Raw genomic sequence first — 15,054 nt, forward strand, 5'->3', positions numbered from 1 at the left:
CCGGAGGCGAGCATGAGCGCGGCGATCGCGATTCGAGGGGCCACGAAACGGTTCGGCAGCGTCACGGCGGTCGACCGCCTCGATCTGACCGTGCCTCGGGGCTCGCTCTACGGCTTCATCGGCCCCAACGGATCGGGCAAGACCACGACCCTGCGGATGATCATGCGCATCCTCCTCCCCGACGACGGGGAGATCGAGGTCCTGGGCGACCGCGACACCCGCGCCGCGCACGACGGGGTCAGTTATCTACCCGAGGAGCGAGGGCTCTACAAACGGATGACCGTCCGGCGGCTGCTCCGCTACTTCGGCGCCCTGAAAGGAGCCCGCCAGCCCGATCTGGATCGGGACATCGCCCACTGGCTGGAAGTGATGCGGCTTTCCGAATGGATCGACAAGCGGGTCGACGCGCTCTCCAAGGGCATGGCGCAGAAGATCCAGTTCGTCGCGACGGTCCTCAACCGGCCCGAACTCCTGATCCTCGACGAGCCGTTCTCCGGGCTCGACCCGGTGAACGCCGAGGTCCTCACCGACGCCGTGCTCAACCTTCGCCGGGCGGGGACCACGATCGTCTTCTCGACCCACGACATGGCCGTCGCCGAGCGGCTGTGCGACCGGATCTTCATGATCTACCGGGGAAAGAAAGTGCTCGACGGCACCCTCGACGAGATCCAGGCGAAGTACGGCTTCGACACGATCCGGGTCGCGTCCGACGCCGGCGTCGACGCCTTCGACGGCCTGTCCGGCGTCCGCGAGGTCCGCGACCGGGGGAATTTCCAGGAACTCCGCTACCAGGGGGACCCACAGGAGCTGCTCCGGTCCCTGATCGATCGGACGCGGATCACCCGGTTCGAGGTCGCGCGGCCCTCGCTGCAAGACGTGTTCGTCCGCATCGCCGACCCCCAAGAGGCCGCCATCCGGGAGACGCCGATCCATGCCGCTTGACCTCCGCAAAATCCAGGTGGTCGCGGGCGCCGAGTTCTCCTCGTCGGTCCGCACCAAGTCGTTTTTGATCAGCCTTTTGGCGCTCCCCCTTATCATGGGGGGCTCGGTGCTGCTCCAACTCTTCGTGGGCTCGCAGGTCGACGCCAAGCCCCGGCGGTTCGTCGTCGTGGACGACGCCCAGGCCTTCGCCCCGACGATCGCGAAGGCGGTCGAGAGTTACAACGCGCAGATCGACGCCGCCGGCGGCAAGATCGCCCAGCCTCGTTTCGTGCTGGAGCCGACTCCCGCCCTCGAGGCCGGCGGCGACGCCGCGCGGGCGCTCGCCCTCTCCGACCGGGTCCGTCGCGGGGAGCTGGACGCCTACGTCGAGATCGTCCCCGGCGACGGGCCCGAGGGCTCCCCCACGATCCAGTACCACTCCAACAATCCCAACGACGACCTCTTGCGCCGCTGGGTGACGGAGACGGTCAACGCCGAGGTCCGCGCGCGGCGGTTCCGAGTCGCGGGGATCGACCAGGCGCTGGCCGAGCGGCTGAGTCGCCCGGTCGCGGCCGAGAACCTCCAACTCGCCGATCGGAACGACGCCGGCGTGGCGCGGAAGGTCGACCCGGTTCGTACGATGGCGGTCCCGGCGATCCTCCTGTTCACCGTGTTCCTGGTGGTCATGACGAGCGGGCCGCAGCTCCTCAACAGCGTCATCGAGGAGAAGATGAGCCGGATCAGCGAGGTCCTCCTGGGCTCGGTCTCGCCGTTCGACCTGATGATGGGCAAGCTGCTGGGGAACGCGGGCGTGGCGATGCTGCTGGCGAGCCTGTACCTGGGCGCGGGGTACGGCGTCGCGGCGTATCACGGCTACGCCGACGTGATCTCGCCCGGCCTGCTGGCGGCCCTGGTCGGCTTCCTGTTCGTGGCGGTGCTGCTCTACGGCTCGCTGTACATGGCGGTGGGGGCGGCCTGCAACGACCTCAAGGACGCGCAATCGCTGATGTGGCCGGTGATGGTCCTCTCGATGCTCCCCGTCTTCACCTGGACGGCCGTGCTCAAGAACCCCGCGAGCGCGCTGTCGGTCGGGATGTCGCTGTTCCCGCCGGCCACCCCTTTTCTGATGCTCATGCGGATGGCGATGCAGCCCTCGCCCCCGGCCTGGCAGGTCGTCCTCTCCGTCGTCCTGGCGACCGCCACCGCCCTCGCCTGCGTCTGGGCCGGCGGGCGGATCTTCCGGACGGGACTCCTGATGCAGGGCAAGACGCCCAGCCTGGCCGAGCTGGCGAAGTGGGCGTTGAAGGGGTGATCACAGCCGCGAAACGACGCCGGCCGCGCCTCCGGGTCGGGAGAGGCGCGGCCGGTCCGGTCGTTGGGCTCGATACGGTTCGTCCGTCGGGCTCAATAATTCTGCGAGGCTTCCAGCAGCCGGGCGAGCTTCTGGAAGTCGGAGCCCTCCGCGATGAAGCGGACGACTGTGACGAGGGTCTCGGGGTCGATCAGGGTCTCGAACGGGACGAAGCTCAGCTCGAGCTGGCCCGCCGTGGAGATCATGACGCCGTCGTACTGCTTCTCGACCAGGGCGCGGACGGCGCCGACGCCGAGCTGGCTGCCGAGCATGACGTCGAAGGCGTGCGGCAGGGCGCAGCGGGACTCGTAGCCGAGCTGGACGGGGGTGATCCGCCGCTTCTTGCCGGTCCGCTGCTCGTAGGCCTTCTCGACCAGCCTGTTCACCAGCCGGGCCATGTTCGTGGCGGCCAGCGACAGGTGGCCGTGCTCGTCGAACTTGGCGCCCTCCAGGTGGTTGCTGGGGAGGAACGAGGCCAGGCCCTCGGCGAGGACGACGACGCCGTGCTCCTTGCCGAGCTTCTCGCGGGCGACCATGAGCGAGACGATCTTATCGACGAACGCGTCGATATTCATGATCTTACGCTTGGTGGAGACGCCGGTCTTCGGGTCGGTGACGGTCTCCTCGGTCATGAGGTCGCCGACCATGTCCTCGACGCTCATGACGAGGCTGGCCTCGCTGGCGATGGCGGCGCCGTAGGCGAGCCAGCCGGCGCTCCGGCCCATGCACTCGGCGATGAAGTAGCCGCGGGTGGCCTCGCCGTCGGCCAGGAGGTTGCGGATCTCCTCGGCCAGGGTCTCGACGGCCGTGAAGTAGCCGAAGGTGAAGTCGATGCCGCGGTAGTCGTTGTCGATCGTCTTGGGGACGTGGACGACGGAGATCCGCTTCTGGTCGGCCGGGAGGGCGTCCTGGAAGAGCTTGAACTTGTTGGCCGTCTTGAGGGTGTCGTCGCCGCCGATGGAGACCAGGGCGTCGACGCCCAGCGAGGTCAGGGCCTCGTGCACGGTCCGCAGGAGGGTCGTCCGCTTGGCGTCTTTCAGGTGGCTGGGGTGCGAGACGTCCTTGCCCGGGTTGGTGCGGGCGGTGCCGATCATGATGCCGCGGGTGTTGCGCGTCCGACGCAGCCTCTTGGCCGTCAGCAGGACGTAGTCGCGGCCCTCCTGCATCGGATGGTCGGGGGCGAACTCGACCAGGTGGGAGTAGCCGTTCATGACGCCGACGACCTCGATCCCGTGGTTGAGGAACGAGGCGGCGCAGGTGGAGATCACGGCGTTGGCGGCCGGCGCGGGCCCGCCGGCGAAGAGGATCGCCACGCGCTTGATGGGGCGTCCCGTCGACTTGGGGGCGACGGCGGGGGCGGGGCTCGAGGAGGCGGACATTCAGGACTCCGTCCAGTTTCTCTGGATTTTCAAGACGCGTCGGATGGGGGGCGTGGGACGGCCGTCGGGCGCGGCGGGCCCGGGCGCTCGCGAACCGGCCCCGGAGGGCCGGGCGGCCGCCGTCCGCTCTGGTGCAGTCACCAAAGTTCGGGGAGAGGTCTTCTCACCGATCCAGGTTAACTTCGGGGGGGGCTCGCCGACAAGATTCTGATCCCCCCCGACGTCGGCGCCCCGGCGTCGGCGCGGGTCAGGGAGAACCGCGCGTCGGAGGCCGGATCCAGGCCGTCGAGCCAGGCGGTCGCCATCTTCGCGAGGCGGTCTACGGTGTCCCCGCCGGAGCCTCTCGCCAGCGCGGCGACCCGGCCGTGGGGGTCGACCAGGAAGTGCCAGGGGGCCCCGGTCGGCTCGATCCCGAACGACTGCGGGGCGTCTCGGCCGGCTAAATAGAGCGGGAGCTTCCCCCGGTAGGCTTCCAGGGCCGCGCGGGGACGGTCGGGGCCGGTCCGGTCGACGGCCGCGATCGCCATCCCGAATCGGCGGTCGGGCCCGAGCCGCTTCCAGACCGCCTCCAGCTCCGGCAGGACCGGCGTCGCCTCGGCGGACTCGGTCGACACGAAGACCAGCCAGAGCACCTCCCCCTGCACCCCCAGCAGCAGTCGCGACCCCGGGTCGTGGAGGTCGGCGAGCCGCGTCGGCGGCATCGGCTCGCCGATTTGGATGGGCCTCGGAAACAACCCCGGGCCGAACCGCAGCCAGGCGGTGGCCGCCACCAGGAGGATCGTCGCGACGGCCAGGGCGAGGCTCGCTCGATCGGGCTTCCGGCCCGCGGCCTCGTCCTGGTTCCGGTCCTCGTCCTCGTGTTCGTCGTCCGCCCACTGGGGATCGCTCGTCATGGCCGGACTCCTCGGGCCTGGGACGGCCTCGTCGTCAGCGCGGCATCGGGACGGGGAACGTCACCGAGATGATCGTATCGTAGGGGTCGCGGTCGTCGTCGGGGAGGGTGAATTTCACCCCGCCGCCCGCCATCTCTTTCTTCAAGGGGACCATGCCGCCGAGTGGGAACGCGACGGCTTCGACCAGCATCTCGGGGAGCGTCACCTCGTTCACGTCGGGCTTGAGGATGTGGAGATAGATCGTCGGCACCTGGCCCTCCGAGCCGTCCCGGTCCGTGGTCACGCCCCAGGGTTGGGGCGGGATCGGCCCTTTGCGCGTGCCGTAGATCGCCTTGCCGTTGCCCTCGAGCCAGCGACCTACGGCCAGCAGACGTTCGGCGAATTCCGGGCCGATGGTTCCGTCGGGCTTCGGCCCGACGTTGAGGAGGAGGTTCGCGCCCCGGCCCGCCGCCCCCGCCAGGGCCCGGACGATCTGCTCGGCGGACTTGAAGTGGTCGTCCCTGGAATTGTACCCCCACGACTCGTTCATCGTCAGGCAGGTTTCCAGCGGGAGGGCCGTCGTCGCCTCGGCCTTGTTGAAGCCGGCCGAGTTCTCGCCGGGGAGGTCCTGCTCGAACATCTGGAAGTCCTCGCCGGGGAACGGGGCCACGTGGTGGTTGTTGCCCACCAGCGCGCCGGGCTGGAGGTCGTGGATCAGCTTGTACGTCCCTTCCAGGTCCCAGGCGGCTTCGGGGGCGTCCCACCAGCCGTCGAACCAGAGGCCGCCGATCTCGCCGTAGTTGGTGCAGAGCTCGCGCACCTGGCCCTGGTAGTAGGCCACGTACTTCGACCAGTCCCCCTTCTCTTCGCGGCCCGCGTCATGGCCGGTCTTCCCCAGGGGGAAGTAGTCGGGGTGATGCCAGTCCAGCAGGGAGTAATAGAAGAAAAGCTTGATGCGATGCTTCCGACAGGCGTCGGCCAGGGCCTTGATCGGGTCCTTGGCGTAGGGGGAGCCGTCGACGACGTCGTAGTCGGTCAACTTGCTGTCGTACATGCAGAAGCCGTCGTGGTGCTTCGTGGTGACGGTGATGTAGCGCACGCCGGCCGATTTGGCGAGCTTGACCCACTCCTCGGCGTCGAACTTGGTCGGGTTGAACTGGGGCGGGAGCTTGCGGTACTCGGCGATGGGGATCTTGTCGTTGTTCATGACCCATTCGCCCTTGCCCAGCAGCGAATAGACGCCCCAGTGGACGAACAGGCCGAACTTGGCGTCCTCGAACCAGCGGCGGGCGAGGGCGTTGGGCGTCTCCTCCGGCCGCGCGGGGGGCTCCTCGGCGCGGGCCTCCGGGGCGAGGAGCAGGCCCGCGAGCGCCCCCCCGATCACGAGCGCCCGCCGGAAGCCGCCGATCCCGAATCGATTCGTCATGGCCCTTCCTCCCAAGAAAGGGTCGGGCCCCGCCCGCTCGAAAGACCGGACCGGGACGTCCCCGACGCGCCCATGATAACCCGCGCCGGGGGGCGAGTCCCCCAGTCGACGATTCCCGCGAATCCGCCGCCCCGGTTTTCCGGCCGTCGCGGCTGGTTCCAGCTTGACCTGTTCAGGCGTGCAAACTATGTTTTTGTCCATGGGTACGGACGGGCGAGCGACGGCGATCGGACATCTCGACGCGGACTGCTTCTACGTGTCCGCGGAGCGGGTGCGCGACGCGTTCCTGATGGACAAGCCGGTGGGCGTGCTGGGGAACCAGGGGGCGTGCGTCATCGCCAAGAGCTACGAGATGAAGGGGCGTGGGGTGAGGACCGGCGAGCCGATCTGGGAGGCGATGGAGAAATGCCCGGACGGGATCTACATCAAGCGCGATTTCCGCTGGTACGAGGTCCTGAGCCGGATGATGCTCGACCTGATGCGCGACACCTCGCGGCAGGTGGAGTATTACTCGATCGACGAGTTCTTCTTCCGGGCGGAGGTGGGCCGGGGGGAGACGTTCGAGGGGCTGGCGGCCTCGCTCCGCGATCGGATCAAGAAGTGCGTGGGCGTTCCGGTGACGGTGGGGATCGCGCGGACGCGGACGCTGGCGAAGCTGATCTCGGACGCGTCCAAGCCGTACGGGGCCCGCGCGGTGCTCGGCGCGGCCGAGGAGGAGCGGCTGCTGGCCGACCTGCCGGTGACCGAGATCGCCGGGATCGCCGGCCGCCGGGCGGAGCGGCTGTCGGCCTGGGGGATCACGACCTGCCTCCACCTGGCCCGCGCCGACCGGGCCCTGGTGCGACGGCTGCTGACGGCCTCCGGCGAGGCGCTCTGGTGGGAGATCAACGGCGACCCGGTGCAGGCGATCCACTGCCGGCGGCCCGTCCACAAGACCCTCTCGCGGGGGGGGAGCCTGGGGGAGTCGACCGACGAGCCGGTGCTCCTCTACGCCTGGCTGGTGCGGAACGTCGAACGGCTGATCGAGGAGTTGCGGTACCACGAGGTCGCCGCGGGGCGGCTGAAGGTGATCGTCATGTACAAGACCGGCCACACCGGGCTCGGTCAGAGGGCGCTGGTGGTCCCCAGCGACCGCTTCGACCTGTTGCTGGAGGCGGCCCGCCCCTGCCTCCGCCAGGCCTGGGCGCGAGGGGCGACGGCCACGCACATGCACGTGATCGCCGACGAACTCACCCCTCGGGGGCAGTCCGCGCTGGCCTATTTCGACCCCCCCGAACGTCGGATCCGCGCCGAGGCCGTCGCGCGGGTGAAGGAGCGGATCAACGGCAAGGTCGGCCGGTTCGCGATCCGCAGCGGCGCGACGCTTCACCTCCCCGCGATCTACGCCGACGTGGCCAACTCCTACGACATCTGCGACATCCGCGACAAGACGTGTTTCTGACGTCGATCCCCGAGGCCCTTTGTCGATCGGTCGTGTCGTCCCGTGTGCGTCGGAATTTCCCTGGCATGGAGCGAACTGCCCACGGAGTTGATCGGGCGATACGAGCTGGAACGCCGCCTCCACGAGCGCGGAGGCGAGCGCGAGGTCCGCTTCCTGTACCGCGACCGTCGGCCCCGGCTGCCGGTCTGGCGCGACGGCCGGCTCCAGGTCGTGCGGTGGGGCAACGGCCGCCGCCAGAGTCGGCTCCTGCCGCCGACCGGCTGGACCTGGCAGGCGACCGTCGAGCAGGGCTACTGGCGGGAGATCGGCGCCGTCCGGGTCGAGATCCCCGCCACCCTCGGCTGCGACCGCGGGGTCTGGTTCCGCATCCGTCAGGGGGTCCGGGGGATCCTGGTCCCTGATGAGCGGGGGATCGCCGTGGCCTACATGATCTGCGTGCCGTCCACCCATTACTATCAGGTCATGACGCGATCCGCGCGGATGCCCCTGCTGATCGACGAGCACATCTGAGGCGGGGGGCGTATCGCGCGCGGGGGCCGGCGGATATGATGGCGGTCGAACCGCTCACCAAAACGGGCCGAGCGAAGTCCACCGAGGGGCCGGACATGGCGGAATCAGCGGCGGATCGAGAAGGGGGCCGACCAGGCCCGACGCGGGGAGCCCCGGTCGGGGTGTCGATCGCGGCCACCCCCGGCGCGGGAGGGCTGGTCACGGCCCGGAAGGCCGGCGAGCTGCGCGACATGGGCCTGGACGTCGACCCCCGCAAGGTCGGCGTCCGCGCGGCGCTGCAGCATCTCGCCAAGGCGGTGAACATCGCCTTCCAGACCGATTACGGCGAGAACTACCTGGAATCGGTCTATCAGGCGGCCATCGTCCGGCGGGGCGAGGTCCAGATCATCCACCGCGAGTATTTCGGGTTCGGCGACTCGTGGTTCGGCCAGTTCGGCCGACTGATCCGGTCGATGGGCCTGACCATGGAAGGGCCCGATCCGGCCTCGCCGGAGGGCCAGGCGTGGATCCGCGAGAAGGGCCCCTCGTCGATCCGAGGGATCTTCAACCTCATCAATCGCAAGCTCGACCTCACGGCCGAGTACGAGGATCGCGTCCCCGCCTACGTCGAGCAGATGTTCGACCGCCTCGAAGGCTCGGGAATCATCGTGGGCTGGAATCGCGACGACTGGGAGATCGCGACGACCCGCATCGGCCTCGACATCCGCATCACGCCCCGATCGGCCGAGGCCGGCTGATCGGGGCGGCGGTCGCCGCTCAGGGGTTCGCCTTCGGCTCATCGACGTCGCCGGCGAAAGCGTCGTCGCCGCGAGGCCGGCGAGCGGGGGGGGCGGCTTTCTTCTTCGCGCCCGGCGAGGGGGCGGCGAGCTTCTTGAGGTACTTGTCGGGCGTCTCCAGGAACTCGTCGCGGCAGCCGGAGCAGCAGATCGGGAAGGTGCGGCCCTGGTACGACACGGTCTGGGTCGCCGCACCGCCGGTCACGACGCACTTCGGGGCTTCCGTGGCGGTCGAGCCCGCGGCGAACGTCTCCCCCTCCTTCGTCAGGCCGACCTCGATCGAGCGCGCGAATGAGCCCCCCTTGGACGCCCGCCGCTCGAAGCCCAGCGTGTAGCGGACGTAGTTGCTGTTGGCGCGGAGGGTCAGCCGCTCGGCGGGGCGGCCGGGCGCGACCCCGACGCGATCCAGCGTCAGGAGCTTGCCCGAGCCGTCGAGCGTCCCCTCATAAGCGATGGTCCCGGTCGCCGGCGCGAGGGGCTCCACTTTCAGAACGTATTTCTCGCGGGCCTCGTCGTAGGCGAGGGCGCCGGATTTGAGAGACTTGGAACCTTTGAGTTCGACGGTCATCCCGGCCGGCTTGCCGTCGACGAAGCTCCAGGCCCAGGCGTGGGTCTCGGTCCATCCCCGGACCCGGAGCGCCGGATCGTCGAGCGACACCCCCTGCCCTTTCCAGCTCCCGACGAGATATTCCAATGGGGCGTAAGCGGGCGGGATCTCCCGGTCGCCGTCGCCTCGCGCCGGGGGCGCGAGGGCGACGATCGCGGGGAGGTGGGCGAAGATGAGGACGAGGGGTGAGAGCGGTCGTCGCATCGTCGTCGGGCTCCTCTCAGCTCAGCGTGACGGCGTCCCCTCCGGGGCCTTCCCGCGCGGGGCTCCGCCCAGGAGGGCCTGGACGATCCCCGCACCGGGGGGCTTCTCCCTCCGGAAGGCGCGGCGGTCGAGGGGCTCGCCCACGGGGACGTCGACGTCGATATAACCGATCATCATCTCTTCAAAGGTCTGGTCGCCCCAGCGCACGGTCTTGCTCGGGTCGGGGTTGCTGGGGTTGTCCGACGAATTGTCGAAGTGGGCCAGGCAGTCGATCCGGGTCCCCTTGGGGAGCGTGATCGGCTCCTTGAGGATGTAGTAGCTCTGCCATCCGAAATCATAGGCCGGGACGGAGAGCGCGACCTCGGGCTCGCCGTCGGGCCTGGTGATCGTGTATTGGAAGTCCTTGCCCCGAACGTGCATGTGGGGCATGAAGCTGAGCAGCCGCATCTCCCTGGGCAGGGTCATCGAGGCCGAGACGGGGACGGCGGGCTCGTTCGGCGGGATGATGAAGCCGCCTTCGGCGATCGGCAGGGTGAACGCCTCGCGGACCACGGGTTCCTTGGCGAACGACAGGCCGAGCTTCGAACGATCCTGACGGACTCGGCCGTTGGGGGTGTAGTGCAACTCAAAGAGCAGGTCGGAGCCGGCGGGGATCTTCTTCGCGGTCCCCGGCGGGAAGATCGACGGCATGTCTCCCGGCGCGTAGCCGCAGAGGTGCGATCCGCCCAGCCCCGGCCGCGTCCCCTTCTTGTGGTCGTCGACGTAGACGATGATGTGGTGGACGACCGAACGGTCGCCCGGCATGGCCTCGCCGGCTCGGATCCAGACGTCTTCCTTGAAATTGGTGGGGACGCGGAAGCGGACGTAGTCCAGGACCCCTTGGGCGGGGACGGTGTAGGTCTCGGGGATCTCGAAGACGACGTCGGGCTCGCCGATCGACCAGCCTTCGGGGAAGGTTCGGGGGCCGGGACGTCCTTGGGGTCGCCCAGCGGGGTCCCCTGGTCGATCCAGGCCAACAGCGTGGCGCGTTCACTGGCGGAGAGGCTGCGGTCGTTGGCGAACGAGCCGTGGCGGGGGTCGGCGTGCCAGGGGGGCATGCGGCGGTCGTCGACGACCTCGCGGATCATCGCCGAGTGCTTGCGGGCCTCGTCGTAGGTCAGGAGCGGGAACGGCGCCGCCTGCTTGGGGCGGTGGCAGGACTGGCACTTCTCCTGGATGATCGCGGCGGCGGCCGAGGCGTAGGTGACCGGGCCGAGGTCTTCGACCTTCGGCTCCATCGCCTCGCGTGCGTGGCGGATCTCCTCCGAGGGGGCGCGGACGCGGGCGACGTCCGCCTGCGGGGCGGTCCGGGGAGCCGTCTTCTCGATAAGGCAGCCGGCGACCGTCGTGGAGGCGACCTCGATCGGCCGACGGGCGACGAGGGCGTCGAGCGCCTCGCGAAGATGTTGCCGCTCCGGGGCCGGCTTGCGCGAGCCGACGCTGTACTGGTCGTCGATCGCGCCTCGGTAGCGGATCGTGGCCCTGCCGTCGAGCACGAGGACCTCGGGGGTGCGCTCGGCCAGGGCGGAATCGGCCACCACGTTGTCGCGATCCTTCAAAACGGGGAAGTCGACCTCGAACTCGCGGGCGTGGGCGGCGACCTCCTCGACGGAGTCGCCGGAGTTGGAATTGACGCCGAGGAACACGATCCCCTTGGGCCCGAACTCCTTGTTCAGCTCGACGAGGCGGGGGAGGTACAGGTCGCCGACCGGGCACTCCGTGCCCATGAAGACGAGGACCGCCCCGGTCTTGCCCGCGAATCCGAAGAGGCGGTAGTCGCGCCCGGACAGGACGTCCTTCAGTGTGAAGTCGGCCATCCTCTGCCCGACGAGGCGGTCGACGGCCAGCGCCGCGGCGGGCTCGTCGAAGGCGGCGGCGGGGGCCGCCGCGAGGGCGGCGGTGATCGCGAGGAAGGCCCCCGCCTTGACCCATACGGAACACAACATGGAAGACTCCCCAGGTACGTCGAGTCGGGGCCCCGGCCGGGGAAGATGCGATCCAGGATAGCCGGAAACGCCCTTGTGCGAAATCGTAATTCCCTATAGATGCTTTGGAGTGCGCCCCCCGAAGGGGAGGCCGAGGGGCCCGTCGTCGCGGTCGAACCGAGTCGAGCCGGATGGAACCGAACAGGACTTTCCGACACCCCGATCTCCACAACCCGGCGGACGCTTCCAGTCCGCCCGGACTTCGCCCGCGCCGCTTCAACGGCGAACCCCGGCGCGGCGCCTGCGTCGCGTGGACCCTGGATTCGGTCGGCACCGGGGGGACGAGCCGCGGCGTCTGGGTGCTGGTGGCGATGGGACTGGTCGTCCGCCTGCTCCGCTATGCTCAGGGTCTACCCTTCTGGTCTGATGAATGTTTCCTGGCGGTGAATTTCATCCAGAGGGGCTACCTGGAACTGACGAAGCCCCTGGATAACGGCCAGATCTGTCCGCTGCTCTTTCTCTGGATCGAGCGGACGGCCGTGGCCTGTCTAGGCTTCTCGGAGTGGTCGCTCCGGCTCTTCCCGCTCCTGTGCGGGCTGGCGTCGGTCGTCCTCTTTGAGCGAGTGGCGCGTCTCTTCGTGCGCGGGCTCCCCTTGCTGGCGGCCGTGGGGATTTTCGCGGTGAGCGTCCACCCGATCCGGCACGCCGCGGAGGCCAAGCCCTACGCGTCCGACCTGCTCGCGGCCCTGGTGTTGCTGGGGCCGGCCGCGGCCTGGCTGGCCGAAAGAGACCGATCGTGGTGGCTCTGGGTCTTGCTGATGATACTGCCCCCCGCGCTGGCGTTGTCGAATCCGGCGGTCTTCGCGGCGGGGGGCCTGCTGATCGCCCTGGCGTGGCCGGTCTGGCGATCGGGGCGATGGGCGGACCGCACGGCGTTCGTCTGCTGCGCGCTGATGCTCGGCGGCCTCTTCCTGACGTTCCACGTCGGCTTCGGCGGCATCCAGGGAGCGGCGGCGATGGATGGGCTCCGGCGCTACTGGGAGCCGGGCTTCCCGCCTTTCGACGCCCCAACAAGCCTCCCCGGCTGGCTCCTCTCGGCCATGACCGGGAGTCTATTCGCCTATCCCGGCGGCGGCGCCCGGGGGGCGAGCGCGGCGACGTTCCTGGCCTGCCTTGTGGGGGCGGCGACGCTCTGGCGACGAGGGCGGGGGGCGGCGGTGATCGCCCTGACGGCCCCGCTCGGCCTGAACCTGATCGCGGCGGCCCTGGAGCGTTACCCGTTCGGCCCGGAGGCCAGGCTGGCGCAGTTCGCGGCGCCGGGGATCTGCATCCTCGCCGGGGCCGGCTTCAGCAGGCTCGTCGCGGCCGTCCGTCGGCCGACGCCTCGGGCGATCCTGCTGTACGCCGGGCTCGTCGGCCTCGTCGCCTGCGCCTTCGCTCCCCAGGTGGTGAGCTGGCGACGTCCATATCGTATGCCCCACGACCGCGAGGCCCGAGAGTTCGCTCGACGATTCTGGCCCGACCTGGGCCAGGACGCAGTGGCCGCTTGCGCCCACCTCGACTACCGCATCGACAGGCCGGGCTCCTGGCAGGGGCGGCGGGCGTGGTATCTGTGCAACCAGGCCGTGTATTCGCCGGAGCGCCGGGATTTCGGAGGCCCTCGGCTGGAAGAAGTCTCGGAAGATCGCCCGCTCCGTTGCGTCGTCTTCGACGAGGAGCCCTCGGACCCCAAGGTCGCCGCCTGGCTAGCCCGGATGCGATCCGACTACCACCTGCGCTCGGCCAGGTCGGTCCAGGCCCATTCCACGTTCGGCGACGCTCCGAGGCCTCTGGTCGAGACTTACTGGATTTATGAGTTCACGCCGCTCCCCTCGCGGACCGCTAGCCCCCCCACGATGAACGGAGACCTTTCAGGATGAGCACGGAAGCTCGACGCCCCGCCTATGACGCGCCTCTGAGCCCCCTGCGAGTCGGCGAGGTTTCGGAGGCCGACGACCGCTGGTTCGAACGGGTCAGCTGGATGCTGGTCGGGCTCGGGGTTCTGGTCCGACTCGTCCGCTATCTGGTCGACTATCCTATCTGGCACGACGAGGCGTTTCTTGCGGCCAGCCTGTGGGATCGCGGATTCCGCGAGTTGGCTCAGCCGTTGGAGTACGGCCAGGTCGCCCCCTGGCTGTTCCTGACGATCGAGCGGGTGTTCGTGCTGGCCCTGGGATATTCCGAGCTCACGCTCCGGCTGTTCCCGACGCTTTGCAGCATGGCGAGCGTGGTCGTGTTCCGCCACCTGGCATCGCGAGTCGTCCGGGGCTGGGGGCTGGTGCTGGCGACGGGCGTAATGGCCTGCGCCTTCTACCCGATCCGCCACGGGAACGAGATCAAGCCTTACGCGTCCGACTTGCTGGCGGCGCTTTTGATCCTGACCTTCGCGGTCGAGTACCTGCGGAGGCCGGAATCGAGCCGATGGTGGTGGATCGGGGCGGCGGCCTTGCCGTTCTTGCTGGGGGTCTCGTATCCGGCCGTGTTCGTCGCCGGGGGCGTCTGCGCCGCGGCCGCGTTGCCGATACTCCTTCGAGGGGCCCCTCGGGTCCGTGCGGGCTTCGTGGTTTACGGCCTAGTGATGACGGCGTCGTTCCTGACGATCTATCTGGCCGCGACGGTCTCCCAGCAGCGGGCGATGGGGGAGCACTACCGCGTGGGCTACTGGCGGGAATCGTTCCCCCCGCTCGACCAGCCCGCCTGGATCCCCGTCTGGCTGCTCGACCAGCATGCGGGGAACATGATGGCCTATCCGGTGGGCGAGCGTCGGGGGGGAGCGCGGCGACCCTGATCTGCGCGATCGCGGGGGCCGTCGCCCTGTGGCGGAGCGGGCGTCGGACCCTGGCGGCGACGCTCGCGGCCCCGTTCGCCCTGGGCCTGGTCGCCGCGTTCCTGGGACGGTATCCCTATGGCGGGGAGGCGCGGATCATGCAGTACGTGGCCCCCTCGGTCTGCCTGACGGCCGGTCTGGGGATGGCCGTGCTGGCGTCTCGGATGCGGCGGCCAGGGCTGGCCCCCCGGATCCCCCGACTCCTGCTGACGGCCCTGGTGCTGCTGGGCGTCGGCCTGATCGCCAAGGACCTGGTCATGCCCTACCGGGTCTTCAAGGACGTCCGCACCCGCGAGTTCGCGCGGACGTTCTGGACGGAGGAAGGGCGCGACGCCGAGCTGGCCTGCGTCAAGGCGGACCTCGGCGTGGAGATCGAGCCCCATACCTGGGAGGCGGGGATGTCGGCCGTCTACCTGTTCCACCAGCGGCTTTACTCGCCCCGACATCGGGCGAAGGGACCGTTCCGCCTGGAGCCGGATCGCTACACGGGCGACCACCCGCTGCGGATCGTCCTGTTCCGCGACTACGAGGCCGACGCGCCCGCCGTGCAGGGCTGGCTGGCCGAGATGGGCCGAGAGTACACGCTCCGCGACACCCGGTCGTTCGTGGTCGACCCGGCCCCATCGAAGGAGTCCTGGCTTCGGGACGCCTACGGCGTGTTCGACTTCCTCCCCCACGCCGTCGCGACGGCGACCGACCGGGACGTCGCCGGGGCCGAGGCGGGGAGGTTCTGATTT

At 69.5% G+C, this 15,054-nt stretch carries 13 protein-coding genes and 1 pseudogene; 8 read left to right on the plus strand and 6 right to left on the minus strand.

What is annotated here, in order from left to right; all coding sequences use genetic code 11:
* Positions 1-12 precede the first annotated feature (12 nt).
* Positions 13-942: an ABC transporter ATP-binding protein gene (locus VT85_RS15975; protein WP_068417266.1), complete on the plus strand. Its 930-nt coding sequence runs from the start codon at positions 13-15 to the stop codon at positions 940-942.
* Positions 932-2,233: an ABC transporter permease gene (locus VT85_RS15980; RefSeq protein WP_068417270.1), complete on the plus strand. Its 1,302-nt coding sequence runs from the start codon at positions 932-934 to the stop codon at positions 2,231-2,233. Before VT85_RS15975 ends, VT85_RS15980 begins: the two co-directional genes overlap by 11 nt.
* Before the next feature lie 92 nt (positions 2,234-2,325).
* Here VT85_RS15980 and VT85_RS15985 read toward each other — a convergent pair whose 3' ends face one another.
* From VT85_RS15985 to VT85_RS15995, 3 genes are all read right to left on the minus strand, one after another.
* Complete coding sequence (locus VT85_RS15985) at positions 2,326-3,651, minus strand: 6-phosphofructokinase (RefSeq protein WP_068417273.1); 1,326 nt, start codon at positions 3,649-3,651, stop codon at positions 2,326-2,328.
* Positions 3,652-3,827: 176 nt separating this feature from the next.
* Positions 3,828-4,544, minus strand: a complete 717-nt coding sequence (locus tag VT85_RS15990) for a TlpA family protein disulfide reductase (protein ID WP_068417276.1) — start codon at positions 4,542-4,544, stop codon at positions 3,828-3,830.
* 34 nt (positions 4,545-4,578) lie between these two features.
* Positions 4,579-5,949 carry an alpha-L-fucosidase gene (locus tag VT85_RS15995; protein ID WP_082858644.1) on the minus strand — a complete coding sequence of 457 codons (1,371 nt, stop codon included), beginning with the start codon at positions 5,947-5,949 and terminating at the stop codon, positions 4,579-4,581.
* A gap of 199 nt (positions 5,950-6,148) precedes the next feature.
* Here VT85_RS15995 and VT85_RS16000 point away from each other — a divergent pair, with 199 nt between their 5' ends.
* The 3 genes from VT85_RS16000 to VT85_RS16010 all read left to right on the plus strand — a co-directional run bounded on the left by VT85_RS16000 (position 6,149) and on the right by VT85_RS16010 (position 8,637).
* Positions 6,149-7,390 carry a nucleotidyltransferase gene (locus VT85_RS16000; RefSeq protein ID WP_068417279.1) on the plus strand — a complete coding sequence of 414 codons (1,242 nt, stop codon included), beginning with the start codon at positions 6,149-6,151 and terminating at the stop codon, positions 7,388-7,390.
* An 87-nt stretch (positions 7,391-7,477) separates the two neighbouring features.
* Positions 7,478-7,900, plus strand: a complete 423-nt coding sequence (locus tag VT85_RS16005) for a hypothetical protein (protein WP_197490788.1) — start codon at positions 7,478-7,480, stop codon at positions 7,898-7,900.
* A gap of 161 nt (positions 7,901-8,061) precedes the next feature.
* Positions 8,062-8,637 carry a hypothetical protein gene (locus tag VT85_RS16010; protein WP_068417285.1) on the plus strand — a complete coding sequence of 192 codons (576 nt, stop codon included), beginning with the start codon at positions 8,062-8,064 and terminating at the stop codon, positions 8,635-8,637.
* Between the two features lie 19 nt (positions 8,638-8,656).
* On the opposite strand, the gene VT85_RS16015 is transcribed toward VT85_RS16010, so the two are convergent.
* The 3 genes and pseudogenes from VT85_RS16015 to VT85_RS30045 all read right to left on the minus strand — a co-directional run.
* Complete coding sequence (locus VT85_RS16015) at positions 8,657-9,487, minus strand: hypothetical protein (protein ID WP_068417288.1); 831 nt, start codon at positions 9,485-9,487, stop codon at positions 8,657-8,659.
* 21 nt (positions 9,488-9,508) lie between these two features.
* Positions 9,509-10,291 carry a hypothetical protein gene (locus VT85_RS28585; protein WP_068417291.1) on the minus strand — a complete coding sequence of 261 codons (783 nt, stop codon included), beginning with the start codon at positions 10,289-10,291 and terminating at the stop codon, positions 9,509-9,511.
* A 752-nt stretch (positions 10,292-11,043) separates the two neighbouring features.
* Positions 11,044-11,472, minus strand: a pseudogene (locus VT85_RS30045) (redoxin domain-containing protein); the annotation flags it as partial.
* A gap of 170 nt (positions 11,473-11,642) precedes the next feature.
* Between VT85_RS30045 and VT85_RS16035 the strand changes: the two are divergent.
* The 3 genes from VT85_RS16035 (at position 11,643) to VT85_RS16045 (ending at position 15,051) form a co-directional block, all read left to right on the plus strand.
* Positions 11,643-13,370: a hypothetical protein gene (locus VT85_RS16035; RefSeq protein ID WP_068417298.1), complete on the plus strand. Its 1,728-nt coding sequence runs from the start codon at positions 11,643-11,645 to the stop codon at positions 13,368-13,370.
* Positions 13,367-14,278: an ArnT family glycosyltransferase gene (locus VT85_RS16040; RefSeq protein ID WP_068417303.1), complete on the plus strand. Its 912-nt coding sequence runs from the start codon at positions 13,367-13,369 to the stop codon at positions 14,276-14,278. Before VT85_RS16035 ends, VT85_RS16040 begins: the two co-directional genes overlap by 4 nt.
* Before the next feature lie 137 nt (positions 14,279-14,415).
* On the plus strand, positions 14,416-15,051 hold the full coding sequence (locus tag VT85_RS16045; RefSeq protein WP_068417305.1) for a hypothetical protein: 636 nt from the start codon (positions 14,416-14,418) through the stop codon (positions 15,049-15,051).
* The last annotated feature ends 3 nt before the right edge of the window (positions 15,052-15,054 follow it).

The sequence above is a fragment of the Planctomyces sp. SH-PL62 genome, from assembly GCF_001610895.1.
Classification (GTDB): Bacteria; Planctomycetota; Planctomycetia; order Isosphaerales; family Isosphaeraceae; genus Paludisphaera.